Annotated in this window: 11 protein-coding genes; 1 reads left to right on the top strand and 10 read right to left on the bottom strand. The window is 39.5% G+C overall.

The window, feature by feature from the left end; translation table 11 throughout:
• Positions 1-63 precede the first annotated feature (63 nt).
• From M3610_RS08350 to M3610_RS08385, 8 genes are all read right to left on the bottom strand, one after another.
• Positions 64-297 carry a hypothetical protein gene (locus M3610_RS08350; protein ID WP_251458210.1) on the bottom strand — a complete coding sequence of 78 codons (234 nt, stop codon included), beginning with the start codon at positions 295-297 and terminating at the stop codon, positions 64-66.
• A 33-nt stretch (positions 298-330) separates the two neighbouring features.
• Positions 331-2,283: a cytochrome c3 family protein gene (locus tag M3610_RS08355; RefSeq protein WP_251458212.1), complete on the bottom strand. Its 1,953-nt coding sequence runs from the start codon at positions 2,281-2,283 to the stop codon at positions 331-333.
• A gap of 232 nt (positions 2,284-2,515) precedes the next feature.
• Positions 2,516-3,718 (bottom strand): cytochrome c3 family protein, encoded by a 1,203-nt coding sequence (locus M3610_RS08360; RefSeq protein ID WP_251458214.1) that lies wholly within the window; start codon positions 3,716-3,718, stop codon positions 2,516-2,518.
• 287 nt (positions 3,719-4,005) lie between these two features.
• Positions 4,006-5,172, bottom strand: coding sequence for a cytochrome c3 family protein (locus tag M3610_RS08365; protein WP_251458216.1), 1,167 nt, complete (start codon positions 5,170-5,172; stop codon positions 4,006-4,008).
• Between the two features lie 106 nt (positions 5,173-5,278).
• Positions 5,279-6,241, bottom strand: a complete 963-nt coding sequence (locus M3610_RS08370) for a 6-bladed beta-propeller (RefSeq protein ID WP_251458218.1) — start codon at positions 6,239-6,241, stop codon at positions 5,279-5,281.
• Positions 6,242-6,256: 15 nt separating this feature from the next.
• Positions 6,257-6,967: a tetratricopeptide repeat protein gene (locus M3610_RS08375; RefSeq protein WP_251458221.1), complete on the bottom strand. Its 711-nt coding sequence runs from the start codon at positions 6,965-6,967 to the stop codon at positions 6,257-6,259.
• Positions 6,968-7,079: 112 nt separating this feature from the next.
• Complete coding sequence (locus M3610_RS08380) at positions 7,080-8,234, bottom strand: cytochrome c3 family protein (RefSeq protein ID WP_251458224.1); 1,155 nt, start codon at positions 8,232-8,234, stop codon at positions 7,080-7,082.
• Between the two features lie 29 nt (positions 8,235-8,263).
• Positions 8,264-9,661, bottom strand: a complete 1,398-nt coding sequence (locus M3610_RS08385; protein ID WP_251458227.1) for a cytochrome c3 family protein — start codon at positions 9,659-9,661, stop codon at positions 8,264-8,266.
• 524 nt (positions 9,662-10,185) lie between these two features.
• Here M3610_RS08385 and secA point away from each other — a divergent pair.
• Positions 10,186-12,696: a preprotein translocase subunit SecA gene (gene secA, locus M3610_RS08390; protein WP_251458232.1), complete on the top strand. Its 2,511-nt coding sequence runs from the start codon at positions 10,186-10,188 to the stop codon at positions 12,694-12,696.
• A 266-nt stretch (positions 12,697-12,962) separates the two neighbouring features.
• On the opposite strand, the gene hpf is transcribed toward secA, so the two are convergent.
• Complete coding sequence (hpf, locus tag M3610_RS08395) at positions 12,963-13,511, bottom strand: ribosome hibernation-promoting factor, HPF/YfiA family (protein ID WP_098576383.1); 549 nt, start codon at positions 13,509-13,511, stop codon at positions 12,963-12,965.
• Between the two features lie 264 nt (positions 13,512-13,775).
• Positions 13,776-14,495 carry a ComFC family protein gene (locus tag M3610_RS08400; protein WP_251458235.1) on the bottom strand — a complete coding sequence of 240 codons (720 nt, stop codon included), beginning with the start codon at positions 14,493-14,495 and terminating at the stop codon, positions 13,776-13,778.
• Between the last annotated feature and the right edge of the window lie 13 nt (positions 14,496-14,508).

Consider the following 14,508-nt stretch of genomic DNA (forward strand, 5'->3'; position numbering starts at 1 on the left):
TCAGTTCCTTAACTATTATAGCGTGATATGCGTCTAAATTTCAAAGTTTGGTCGTTAAAAAGTTTATGCCTTGAAAGACTGCTGGGTTTTCGTATTGGTTGAAAAATCAAAAGTAAAGGCTGTGGTAAACTTGTCTGTTGATTTCCGTTCCAGGCACTTCGCTTTCCGCGGGCGTGCCGCGGAGCCTCCTCGTCGCTTTGCTCCTGCGGGGTCTCCCCTGCCCCGTACTCCCGCAGGAGTCTTCGTGCCTTCCACTGCAATCAACAAAGTGTCAAAATCAACAATAACCTCTAACACAGCAAAAAAACGAGCGGAGTGTCCGCTCGTTTTTTATGGAGTTATCCTTTTAGGTGCATGTGCTGTTTCCATAAAGGATTGACTATCACTGTGACATTCAGCGCAAGTTTTTTGGCTTTCTCGATCATGACCGTCATTGGCTGGATTAATTGGATCACCCGTTTCTTTATCGTATATGGCTTTGCCTTGTTTACCATAAAGATCTGTTTTACCATTGTGACAAGATAGACAAAATTTACGTTGAGCATCTGCATCCCAATCAGTTGTGGATTTACTAAACCAATTATCATCAAGCTGATCACTTTCAGGCTTTTGGCCACTTAGTTTGGTATTTCCTAGCTCTGGTCTTAACATCTTAATATTGGCTGCTCCATGTGTCTCGTGGCACTCGGCACATGGAAACTGCCCATTTAACGAGATACCACTCTCCGTTTGCGCCTGAAAATTATGCCCCGATTGGCTTTTAAGGGTTCCATCACTATAATACTTTTCAATATTTGTCTTTTTTCCATTCCCATGGCAGCTAAAGCATAAGGAGTAGTCACTTAGAGCACCAGTAGCGGTACCTGCTTTTTTATAATTATAATAAGAATCCGTCCCTGCCTTAGGGTGCAGGCTGTTTGGATTTTGTTTCGTCCCTGGATTATGTGGATCATGACAACTAGAACAACTTACAGTAGAACCTGTATAGTGTTTACTATGACTGTTATTGTCTTCTATCTTTGGTGAGCCCGTTCCATCATGACAAGCCATACACATATCGTTTTCAGTAGAACCCTTTCCCCCCTTTAGAAGGAACTCATCTTTTCCATTATGGGTACTATGGCAAAAGGAACATGCACTGGTTACCACCGAAAACGGTCCGTGTATAGAATCATTATCAATTGTTTCATCTGCTGCCCGGTCGACCTGAAATTCGGTATTTTTATAATCACCAACAGTAGTGAATTTAAGGAATCGAGGAATAATCACCTTCTCTGTTTCAGTTGAGAATTTCGGATTAAGATATACATCATATGTAGTACCGGGATTAAAGTTTAGATTAGGTGTAAATGTATAAACATAGGATTTGAGATTATCTGTTATTACAGTTGTAGCAATTAAATCCTCGTCTCCTTTAATATCTCCAAAAGATGTTAACAATGGTTGTGTTTTAGTTAATGGTTCCGTACTCCTTACATCTACTAATATCACATAATTCAAGGGTACTCGAGTCATATCCTCTACAGGAAGAAAACTGCTGGGTACACTCTTCCCAGGTTCATATTGATCGGCCGCATCTTTTGGAATAAGATACATTTTGTACATATATGGCCTTGCGCCTTCCTCTTCAATGGCTGCCTGGGATGTATTTGTTTTTTCGGTGGATGCAGAACTCTCATCAGTTGTTGGCTTTGCTTCCTCAGTAGATGTAACTGGGGTTTCAGATACATGATTTGTCGTTTCAGGAGTATCTTCTGTTGTCACTGTTACAGGAGTATCTTCCGTTGTCACTGTTACAGGAGTATCTTCCGTTGTCACTGTTACAGGAGTATCTTCCGTTGTCACTGCTCCTTCGGACTTAACAGTAATGGTATGCTCTGCCTTAGCGCTTACCCCATCCTCATCTGTGACGACGAATGTAACGGCATGTACTCCCTCACTAAAATCTTTTGAGTATAAGAAGTCTGCAGCGGTCCCGTTCGGAATCATCGATAGTTTTCCTTCACCCGTAATATCAATAGGCTGCTGTGAATCCTCCGGCTGTTCAAAAACCTTGACAGTGAGTTTATCCGCAGATGTTAGATCATCCGAAATAGTTCCAGTAAATTCAACTAGTGGAGCATTTAACAAAGTACCCTCATTTGGAGTTAATATCTGGATTTCAGGAACAGCTGAAGCTGATACAACAATGTTATCAGGAGAACTAAAAAGGAGGGAACTAAGAACAACGCTCCAAATAACAAGGTATGCGATAAGCTTTCGTTTGTAGTTCTTCCTTTTCATACTATTCATCCTTTACTTTTCGTAAATTAGATATAAACCTTATATCTATTATATCAACTGAATTAACATTAATTTTCATAGGTAAATTAAATATTTTTGACAATTTCTTCACGCGGGTGCAATAATAAAACAAGGTAACAATAGTGATATTGCCACCTTGTTTACTTTTAAATCTTTACTGTAAAACCTAGTGAAGTCTAACAAATAGTGGGGCTATTTGTTAGCTTTTTTATTATTTAATTAAGTTTTTACCTGAGTAATCTCCACCAGGTACTAAGTAGTTTTTATAATCTGTAGTATTTGGATAGTTTGTTGTTCCAGGTGTATTGGCGATTTGGTGTGTAGATTGGTGACAAGCCCAACATACAGACATGTTTGTGAATCTCTTTAAGGATGAGCCTTTTGGACTTACTTCTTTCATGTAAGCCTTCGCTGTTGCTTCAGTCCAGCCTTTTCCACCATCTGCAACTGGTTTTTGTAAATCTTCAATTGTTTTACCTGCTGTGTCTCGTAATGTTGTAATGTCAGTACCGTGAGCAAAGTGACAAGCTGTACAGCTGCGGCCTTGCTTCGTACTGTTTGTTGTATGTGTGAATAGCTCGTGACCTTGAGTGGTTTTCATTTCTCTCGGCCCATTTTCTCTATTCTTTAAGTAGTCATCATGACAGCTTGCACAGAATTCTGAGTAATTTAATTTGTAGTCATAAACCTGTGCTTGTGTTAATCCGTCAGCTGGTTTATTATAAATACCATTTGATTTGTAAATTTTTAACCCAGACATAGTACTGCTATTGTTGATGTCTGCATATGCAGGATCTTCTACTAAATTAAGCTTAATTGCTTTTTGTCCCACTGGAATTTTATTTAATTTAGTAATAGTTTCAGTATATCCAACGATGGTAACATTATAGTTGTTACCATATTGCTTTCCTGCGACAGTTTCATTTAATAAACGGTCGTTCGCAGATCCATGTGGATTATGACAGCTTGAGCATTCAAAAGTAGCAGTAGATGTATTAGCTAATGCACCAGGAGCTGCTTTTACTTCTAAATCTGAATCAACATTATGCATTGAGGCATTCATTTCGTGAGAGTCAATTACACCTGCTTCACTAGCAACTTTAACGTTATAGAAGCCCATTGTACCATCATGACATGACATACAAAGTTCTTTTTCGCCGCTCTTCATTAACAGCATTTCATCTTCCCCGTTGTGGGTACTGTGACAGTTTGCACAAGAATTAGTGTTGTTTTGGAAATTACCATGTGTTTTGTGTGTGTTGGTATTTCCGGCGTTATCAACGTCCCCAACATGAATCCCAGGGGCTGGGTTTGTTGAAGTGGGGGTGAATTCTGCTGCAGTTGCAAACGCACCAAACATGCTCACTAATACAAGCACTAAAAATGCAGACAAACTAAATTTCAACTTACTCATTCTAAAAAACCTCCCATAAAACTTCTGTCTGTTTTTCTCTCTTTTTCTCTTTTTTTATAGGTTAATAATGATAAGTTTTTTCTTTTTTCTATATCACCCCCTTAAAAAGACTCATAATTTTGAGTTTCATAGTCAATATAAAAAAGCATATATTATCAGAAAACAAACCATCTAGGAGGTAAAATAGGTAGTTTTCTGTCATGTTCGATTTACAAAACAAGGTAACAATTTTATATTGCTACCTTGTTTAAGTATGTTTCTATAAAAGAAATTTGTTGATCAACACCTTATTTAATTTTTGCTTTACCTTTAAGAGCCCCAGTTCCATCAAGGTATTGCGGATCAATTTGTCCTTTTGCAATGTTAGATCCGTGGCAAGCAAAACATACAGCGTTGTTTGTAAATTTCTTTAATGAAGATCCTTTCACACTTACATCTTTCATATACGATTCTGCTTTTTCTTGAGACCAGCCTTTTCCGCCGTCTGCAACTGCCTTCGTATAATCTGCAACTTTATTTCCGACTGCATCCATCATAACGGTAGCATCAGTACCGTGTGCATAGTGACAAGCCGCACAACTTCTACCTTGGCTCGCGCTATTAGTTGTATGTGTGTAGGTGTCGTGAGTATGTGTTGCAGTGATTGGTGAACCTGTACTTGGTTTTCCAGGCATAGGATTAGAGCTGCTACCTACATTTCTCTTCGCAAAATAATCATCGTGACATGCTCCACAGAATTGAGAATAGTAGATTTTATCATTCACACCATTGTAACCAGCTAATCCCTTAGGGCCATTGGACTTTGTAATTTTCAGGCCGCCGGTACCTGTTAAAGCGTTTAGTTCCGCGTATTCTGGATCGTCTTGTAAATCAAGAGCAATCGTTTTTGTTCCTATTGGAGCAGATGTTTGTACACCATTAACTATAGATGTAGCAAATGCTTTACCTGCAACCGTTTCATTTAATAGTCTGTCATTTGCTGAACCGTGTGGGTTGTGACAGCTGGAACATTCTAACTCCGCAGTTGAATTATTTAGATATTTACCAGGAGCACTTCCGACTTTGATAGATGAATCAACATTGTGCATGGATGAGCTTAAGTGTGAATCATCAAAAGTACCTGCACCGCTTCCTTTCGTTACATCATAGAAGCCCATTGTGCCATCATGGCAAGACATACAAAGATCATATTCTCCTTCCTTCATTAACAACATTTCATCTTCCCCGTTGTGTGTACTGTGACAGTTTGCACAAGAGTTTGTGTTGTTTTGGAAGTTACCATGTGTTTTGTGTGTACTTAGGTTACCATTGTTATCAATTTGACCAACATGGATTCCAGGTGCTGGGTTCGTTGGGGTTGGAGGAACTCCATCCTCTGCAAAGGCCACAGCACTGAATATGCCCAATAAAATAAGCATAAATACAGTTGATAAACCCAATCTAATCTTACTCATTTTTAAAACCTCCCAAATTTCTCTCTTTTTCTCTAATTTAATATAGAACTATAAAGGCTAAACTGAGATTTTTCTTTTGTTTTCACCTCCTTTATCGAAAAGGGAATTAATAGAATACGGAGACCCTTTGATTTACTGTATCTGTTACAAATAAAGTATCTCGATCGTCAATATACAAACCATTCGGGAGATACAGCTTATCATTTTCGGTTCCCATTCCACCTAATTCAAATAAATGTTTTCCCTCTTTATCGAAGGCTGAGATATTGTGGGCAAGGTTGTTTACGACATATACATTTCCTTTTGAGTCCACAGCTACTCCTCTTGGATTTAGGAAAGTCGGATCCCCTTTGCCGTCTTCCGAACCGTTAATAATTTTGATAAACTTACCTTCTTTATCGAAAATTTGAACTCTATTATTCCCGGAATCTGTTACATATATTTGTTGATCACTATCAACTGCGACAGCATTTGGTGCGATGAATTTTCCTTCTTCCGCACCAGCTCCGCCTATTTCCATTACTTTCTTTCCATCTAAATTAAAAACAAATAATTTATTCGCCTTAATATCGGTGACATAAAGCTTACTATCGATTATTCGAAGTCCGCCCGGTGATTTAAGGACTTTCTTTTGATCATCAAAGTATTTAATGAACTTACCTTTTGAATTAAAAATAGAAATATTGCCATTGTACAAGTCTGCAACGTAAATGTTGCCATCTTTATCTCCAGCGATCCCATAAGGAAATTTAAATTCGCCTTTATTAGTTCCTTCTTTACCAAAATTGAATACAGAAGTACCAGACTGATCAAATACTTGTACCTGTTTGTTATTTGTATCACTCACATAAACGAATTCCCCAATTTTCACAACATCCATTGGTTTGTTAAGTGGTTTGTTAAACTCTCCATATAATGAATTTGTGTACACAGGCGGTCCGCTCGGATCAACCTTGGCAACAATCGGTTTTATTGTCGACTCTAAATTCAAGAAATAGACTGCTGCAAAAAAGGCAACGGAAAGTGCGACAATGCTACTCATCAATATATAAACGGTTCTCTTTTTCAAAGTGGTCAGCTCCTTCTATTTGTTGTCTTTTCCCTTTGCAGCAATTCTCTCCAAGCCTTCAGACGCAGGTTTATAAAGCGGGTCATAGTTTAAAGCCTCTTTGAAAAATTTCTCTGCTTCTTTTTTGTTACCTTGATCTTCTTCCACTCTGCCAATTTCGGTAATGATATCTGTGTTGGTTGGCATTAACTTAAGGGCTTCTTTAAGTGATTTAGCAGCCTCGTTGTACATTTTTAAATTACGATATACCATACCTGATAACAAATGCGCTTTAAAATTACGTGGTCCTAACTCGACTGCTTTTTGTGCCTGCTTTAATGCATCGTTGTATCTTTCTTCATCAATATAGACAAGACCGAGATTGAAATAAGCTCCAAAGTATTTGCTGTCAAGGTCAGTTGCGACTTTCATCTGCTTAATCGCATTATCGTTATCACCTTTTAGAAAGTAGGTATAACCTAAATTGACTCGGTGCTCTGGATTATTCGGTTCAGAATCTACTAATGTTTTATAATAGTCTAGCTGTTCATCCATCCTTTCTTGACTTGCATCAGACCAGATATATTTGTCACTTATATAGTAGCCGCCACCCAAACTTACTAATAAAGTCGCGATAAGAAGCAGTGCAGCCTGTAACTTTGTAAAATACTTTTTCTTCTCTTTCTTCCACTTCGTTCTTTCATTCTTTTCCGGTTCTGGATTGATCGGCAGCTCTCTAGCTTCCATTAGTATCCACCTCGAATTTCATTTGTTTTTTCGAATAAACTCTGATCGACTTGTTCGAAATGTTAAGAACCCTATTAATCTCCAATCAAAGGTAGAGATAAATCGTACACAACTACTTATGACACTTTTCACAGCTGACTTTTGCGTGGCAGGTATAGCATTTCGCCGATGGCTTAGACACTCCTTCTAACGAAATCGGATGGTTAACCTTCCAACTTGTCTTTTGACTATGTTTACTTGGATGACAGGAGGAGCAGGTAACTTGGTTTCCACCTGTTTCATTCGACCTTTTCACTTCATGGCATGCTTGACATGATTCTTGGTTTTTGTTAGCAGTTGCACCATGGCTATCAAAGAAATTACGGTTATGGCTTGCTGGTCGTTTGCTATGGCAATCCTTACAAAAAGTATTCTCTTTGGCATAGTTATAATGATTCTTTTGTTTTACTTGATTATTATTAAGGAAACGATCAATAACTGATACATCTTCATAACCTTTTAGGGGTTCCTTTGACATATCACTATGACACTGATTACACTTCATTAGATTCTCTGCAGCTTGTTTCCCATGTGTTTTGGTTTTAAAATCCTCTGCTTTATGGCTTTTTGGAACCATCCCGGTTTTATGACACGCTGAACATTCAATGGTTACTTTACGTGCCTTATGACAATCAATACAGGTGTCCATATCCGGGCGGGTGAATTTTAAATCCGCCATCGCTGAGGTACCGGTTTTCGTGTCCCATTTTTCATAATCCGTTTGGAATGTCATTTTCCGGTCTGCGATTTTGCCATGGGCCACACCGTTATGACATTGAATGCATTCAATATCTTTGTTTTGATGTTTATCATGGGGAATGATGATATCCCCAGATGCTGTGACTTCACGTTTAGATACATCATGACAGGACTCACACGCGCTATCGGGTATTTCCTTTGGCATTCTAATAGGAGCTGTGTAGGTTTGTGTCGCTTTTTTATACACCTGCATAAGTCCATTTGCTTTCGCCTTTGCATATTCTTCCGTACCTGAGCCTATGTGACACTTAACGCAATCCACTTCACTATGTGTGGACGCCTTCCACGTATAATACTCCGGCTTCATCTCATGGCATGAGGAGCAGAAACTCGAGCTCGAGGTAGTTTCTACTCCTATTAGTCCCAGTGAGAAAAAGACGACGATAAATAGCAGTGCTACTGTTAAATATTTATATACTTTGTAGCGAGTCCGTGGAGGGGAGGTCTTGTTCATGTGTTCTTCTTCCATTATTTTCCCTCCTCTTGAACATTTTCTTCTTATTTCTTATCATCTTTAAAGCCAGTTCTATGGCAGTATTGGCAGTAAACATCCGTTGGTGCTTTTGCATTGGTTGTGTCTGCTTTTGGCTTTTCACGATCATGACAAACGAAACATTCCGCTTTCATCTCTTTTGTTTTTGCTTTGTTAGCATGAGAAGTCAACCACTGATCGCTATCGCCGTGACTTTCAGGACGATCGGAGTGACAGGCACTACAGAATTTGTTCGTACGTGCTTGTTCTTTTGCAAGTGAAACGTTCGGTGTGTACTTCACCTTTTGATTTCCCATTTTAAGAAGGGAGACGATATCTTCTTTTGGAATTTCCCTTACCCATTTTGAATCTTGGTGACAATTCATACACTTATCTAGCTGTTGAATAGCAGTGCCGCCGTGATTATTGCCCCAATCTACATTTTTATGTGTTTTAGGAATTTCGGTTTGTTTGTGACAAGTTTCACATTCCATCGAAATCTTAACATCTTTCTTTTGCTTTCCGATTGCTTGTAAAATAATATCTTGTGTCTTTGCATTAGATGCTGCTGCTACTGCTTCCGTTGTTTCGGCTTCTGAAGTTGCTTCTGTTGCAGTTTCTTTTGTTGCATCTTTATCGTTTTCTTCGAGCTTTTTCTCCACTTCTTCCGGATTAACTGGAACGTTATACGCTGGATCTTTCCAAGGCTTTTCGCCATTATTTACTTTGTCATGGCAGTCAATACAAGTACCCATGTTAGGTCTCAAGTATTTCTTTTCCATTAATTTTTCAGCACTTTCCTTTGTCCATTCGCCGCGAACCTCTTCAACGTTGATTCCGCGAGTTGCCATTTTCGCGTGGACTACACCGGCATGACAAGTAATACAAGGGATATCTTCTTCGATATGACCTTTGTGATTTACTTTTAAGTCTCCGGACGCTGTGACTAGGCGGTTTTTCGAGTGACATTGCAAGCAGTTTTCGTTTGAAACGGCTTCTTCTTCGGTTTGAACAATTTGTTCAGGTACACCAGTAACATGGTAGTATACTTCTTTCATCGATTTCATTTTGTGCGTAATCATGTTGGTGAAACCTGGCTTGATATGACACTGTACACAAGAAATCTGATTGTGAGCACTTGCTGTAAACGTTGAATATTCAGGCGCCATTTCATGACAGCTTGCACAGAATGTCGGTGAGTTGGTCATGGTTAGAACTCCATACCCTCCACCAAAAACAACGATACAACCCACTAGTGAAACAAACAGTAATTTCCACCTGTTAACTGGATTCTTCCAGTCAATCCCTCGAAACTTTTGCCATAATCCGCGAATCAGGCCCGCTTTTTTTCTATCTTCTCTACTTTCGGGATCTATATCTTTATTCTTTTTCCCCCAAATGGCCACTAGACTCACCCTTCCCATTTTGGATTCTATCTCTCTCTTTATTTTCCATAGTAACCTCTCTAAAGGTAGTATCTAACATTGTAAGAGTATATTCCAATGTACAATTTGTGAATAATTCCCCACACAAAACAAATGGGGATTTTCCACTAAAAACAACGCACAAATGTTGTTATTCCAACAATATTTAATACTACGTAAATATTGTTTACTTTGCATATAGTCGAATGTTTATTCATTATCCGTACTTTTTATACAGTTTTCATGCTTTTTTACTAGTTGAATCTCTAGTTGAGGTACATTCTCAAAATCACGTCATCAATCTGTCATATTTGACGAAAATTCGAACATATCGAAGTAGTCCGAGCTGAAGTGTTTGACTTGGAAGGAAATATAATAGATGATTGTACGAATTCTTGCTTGCCGCTATCATTGTTGTCACTGTATTGTGGAAATGGTAAGATATAAAAGGAAAATAGCGAATATTCTTGAATGGATTTTTTAAAATAGTGATTAGTCTCGATAAAAAGGAGCGTTCATCAGATATGGGGATTTTAGATAAAGTGTTTGATTTGAACAAGCGTGAGCTAAAGCGGCTAGACAAGCTTGCGGTGAAAATTGACGCACTGGCTGCGGAAACAGAAAGGTTGACCGATGACCAACTGCGCAAGAAAACGGAAGAGTTCAAATCTCGCTATCAAAACGGAGAATCATTAGATGATCTCTTGGTTGAAGCGTTTGCCGTTGTCCGTGAAGGTGCCAAGCGTGTCCTTGGTTTATATCCGTACCATGTTCAGTTAATGGGGGGGATTTCTCTTCATGAGGGGAACATTTCCGAGATGAAAACAGGGGAAGGTAAAACGTTAACTGCGACCATGCCAGTTTATTTGAACGCACTTTCTGGTCGAGGGGTTCACGTTGTTACTGTCAATGAATACTTAGCAAGCCGTGATGCTGCCGAAATGGGCGAATTATATCAATTCCTCGGTCTAACGGTTGGCTTAAATTTAAATAGTATGGATAAGGAAGAAAAACAAGCCGCATATGCCGCTGATATTACGTATGGTACAAATAACGAATTTGGTTTCGATTATTTGCGTGATAACATGGTCCTCTATAAGGAGCAAAAAGTACAGCGCCCACTTTTCTTCGGAGTCATTGACGAAGTTGACTCGATTTTAATTGATGAAGCGCGTACACCATTAATTATCTCAGGGTCGGCACAAAAATCGGCTGTCCTCTATATTCAAGCGAATGGCTTTGTTAAGATGCTTTCTAAAGAAACAGATTATACGTACGATGAAAAAACAAAAGGCGTTATGTTGACAGAGGAAGGAATTAGTAAAGCTGAAAAAGCCTTCGGCATTGATAACCTTTTCGACATGGCCCACGTCACCTTAAACCATCATATTAACCAAGCCTTAAAAGCAAATGTCAGTATGCATCTTGACGTTGACTATGTGGTCCAAGACGGCGAAATTGTCATCGTTGATCAGTTCACCGGCCGTTTAATGAAAGGGCGCCGATACAGCGAGGGCTTGCACCAGGCAATTGAGGCTAAAGAAGGACTCGAAGTTCAAAACGAAAGCATGACCATGGCTACGATTACATTCCAGAACTACTTCCGGATGTATGAAAAATTAGCAGGGATGACCGGTACCGCAAAAACGGAAGAAGAAGAATTCCGTAACATTTATAACATGAATGTTATTGTTATTCCTACGAACCGACCGATTGCCCGTGATGACCGTCCTGATTTAATTTACTCTTCTATGAACGGTAAATTCCGTGCCGTTGTCGAGGATATTGCAGTGCGTCACCAGCAGGGACAGCCTGTACTTGTAGGTACAGTGGCGATTGAAACGTCGGAGCTCATCTCCAATTATTTAGTGAAAAAAGGGATTCGCCATAATGTGTTGAACGCGAAAAACCATGAACGTGAAGCGGAGATCATTGCTGAAGCTGGCCACAAAGGGGCCGTCACCATCGCAACGAACATGGCTGGGCGTGGTACGGACATTAAGCTCGGTGAAGGGGTATTAGAATTAGGAGGACTTGCCGTTATCGGAACGGAGCGACATGAAAGCCGACGGATCGATAATCAGCTGCGTGGACGTTCTGGCCGTCAAGGGGACCCGGGTATTACTCAGTTCTACTTATCCATGGAAGATGAACTGATGCGCCGCTTTGGATCAGATAATATGAAAGCAATGATGGAACGACTTGGCATGGATGATACACAGCCGATTCAGAGTAAGATGGTATCAAGAGCCGTTGAATCCGCGCAAAAACGTGTAGAGGGCAACAACTTTGATGCTCGTAAACAACTCTTGCAATATGATGATGTACTACGTCAGCAGCGTGAAATTATCTACAACCAGCGGGATGAAGTACTAGAGTCTGAAAATCTCCGTGATATCGTTCAAAAGATGATTTTAAACTCCATTGAGCGAAATGTTGATGCACATGCATCACGCCATGAGGATGAAGAAGAATGGAATCTCGAAGCCATCATCGATTTTGTGAATGCCTCTCTTCTCCATGAAGGTGACATCACAGTGGATGACTTGAAAGGAAAAGACCCGGAACAAATCCGTGATACGATTTTTGCAAAAGTGAAGGAACGTTATGATGAAAAAGAAGAGATTCTCTTACCTGAGCAAATGCGCGAATTTGAAAAGGTTATTACACTGCGTGCGGTTGATTCCAAGTGGATTGATCATATTGATGCAATGGATCAGCTTCGTCAAGGGATTCATTTACGAGCCTATGGGCAAATTGATCCGCTTCGAGAATATCAGCATGAAGGATTTGCGATGTTTGAAGCGATGGTTCAATCGATTGAGGATGAAGCGGCCATGTACATCATGAAGGCTGAGATCCGCAACAATCTTGAGCGCCAAGAGGTAGCAAAAGGGCAAGCAGTGAATCCAAAAGAAGACGGTGAAGCCGTTAAGAAAAAGCCAAAAGTAAAGCAAATTGATGTAGGCCGTAATGATCCATGTGTTTGTGGCAGCGGCAAGAAATACAAAAACTGCTGCGGGGCAGGAAAATAAGATTTTGTTTTGATGGGCCGGCGATTTATCGCTGGCTTTTTTGTTTTTGATTATAGGATTTGTAGATAAGTGGTGGAGATTTGTTGATATGTTCTGAAAATTGTGGATATCGTTCACAGAATTGTGAGTAAATTTCAATTGTCCTAGGTTATCCACATGGGGATAACTCTAGAAGGGACGTTTAACAAAAAACAAGTATGCATTTAGTATATATACATAAAAAAACGCCGCTCCGTGTAAGAGCAACGTTCTTCTTTAATCTATGTTTAATGTGCCTCGATTAAACCATAACGGCCGTCACGGCGCTTATAAACAACATTTGTACGATGTGTGTCTGCATTTGTGAACACATAGAAGCTATGGCCTAGCATGTTCATTTGCAGAATGGCTTCTTCACTGTCCATTGGTTTTAGGTCGAAGCGCTTTGTACGAACTAATTCTAATTCATCCTCATCTAAATCATGTACTTCCGTGTTTTCAGTTGTTGCAAATGTAATTGGAAAATCGCCCTTTTCGCGGAATTTGCGGTTTACCTTTGTCTTGTGCTTGCGAATTTGGCGTTCTAATTTGTCAGTTATCAAGTCAATCCCAGCATACATGTCAACATTTGTTTCTTCAGCACGAAGAACAAGTTGCGGCAGCGGAATTGTCACCTCTACTTTAGAAGTTTTATCTTGATTGAATCTTAGATTCACATTTACCTTTGCATCAGGTGCTTCTGTAAAATAGCGCTCCAATTTTGCGATTTTCTTTTCTACATACTCTCTAATTGCTGGAGTTACCTCAATGTTTTCACCACGAACGTTATAATTCATTTGTGGATTCCTCCTTTAGTTACGGCTATGTATTAACATTTCTATTTTACCCTATGATTATCCTGCTAAATCAGAACAAAAATTTTGTCGATTTATTGACAAAAACAAAGGGAAGATAGTGACAAGATTTTGCACGACATTTGAAATCAATTGGTGATTATCATTAAAATGGAAGGTTATTTAATATTATTGTAATCTTAATGGATAACTATCTAGTACGAAGCTTGCAACGAGTAAAAGGAACATTCCGATCGCTTTGAAAGATTACGACCGAGCAAGTGTCAGCGATTGAATGCTGACTGCACCTGCCTCCTTCAATAGTTTAGCAGCATGCCTTAGTGTGGAGCCTGTTGTATAGATATCGTCAATTAGGACAACTTTTTTTCCTGTTGCATAAACATCAGGAAGAACCTGAAACACTTGCGAAAGATGGATTCGTTCTGACCGAGATTTTTTCGATTGCTTTTCAGAGTGTAAGCGACTAAGCATGGATGTTGGGGAAAAGCCTGCTCCTGTTATTAGAGCCGTTGCCTGATTAAAGCCCCTTTCATATTGACGTTCCTCACTTAATGGGATAGGCACCAGTAGGTCTGGTGATAATTCGCCTATCTTCCTTTTGAAAAGTTCCGAAAATATCTTTGCTAATGCATAATCACCGCGAAATTTAAACGTTGCTATTACATCTTTTAAAAAATCATTATACAGGAAAAAGGAATGATTTTTCTCCAGGCTCCCTTGCCATTTTGGATCTTCCTCCCAACGAAAGCAATCATGACACACATCCCCATTGCGAAATTGATCATTTACTTGCGAAAACGGCCGGCTGCATATTCGGCATTGATCGCCGAGAATTTGTTCTAATCTCCCTTCACAAACAGGGCAAATGTGATGTCCCTTATCAATAGAGAAAATTGCTCGCCAGCTGATGCTTGGAATAATTACATCATGGCAAATTAGACAGCAGTTTTGATCGAATAGGGCCATTTTTAAACCTCCT

Source organism: Neobacillus sp. MER 74, assembly GCF_023714155.1.

Coding starts and splice junctions, on each gene's coding strand:
- M3610_RS08375 (WP_251458221.1), bottom strand. CDS start 6,967: ATGGAAGCTAGAGAGCTGCCGATCAATCCAGAACCGGAAAAGAATGAA.
- M3610_RS08355 (WP_251458212.1), bottom strand. CDS start 2,283: ATGAAAAGGAAGAACTACAAACGAAAGCTTATCGCATACCTTGTTATT.
- M3610_RS08365 (WP_251458216.1), bottom strand. CDS start 5,172: ATGAGTAAGATTAGATTGGGTTTATCAACTGTATTTATGCTTATTTTA.
- M3610_RS08360 (WP_251458214.1), bottom strand. CDS start 3,718: ATGAGTAAGTTGAAATTTAGTTTGTCTGCATTTTTAGTGCTTGTATTA.
- M3610_RS08385 (WP_251458227.1), bottom strand. CDS start 9,661: ATGGGAAGGGTGAGTCTAGTGGCCATTTGGGGGAAAAAGAATAAAGAT.
- secA (WP_251458232.1), top strand. CDS start 10,186: ATGGGGATTTTAGATAAAGTGTTTGATTTGAACAAGCGTGAGCTAAAG.
- M3610_RS08380 (WP_251458224.1), bottom strand. CDS start 8,234: ATGGAAGAAGAACACATGAACAAGACCTCCCCTCCACGGACTCGCTAC.
- hpf (WP_098576383.1), bottom strand. CDS start 13,511: ATGAATTATAACGTTCGTGGTGAAAACATTGAGGTAACTCCAGCAATT.
- M3610_RS08400 (WP_251458235.1), bottom strand. CDS start 14,495: ATGGCCCTATTCGATCAAAACTGCTGTCTAATTTGCCATGATGTAATT.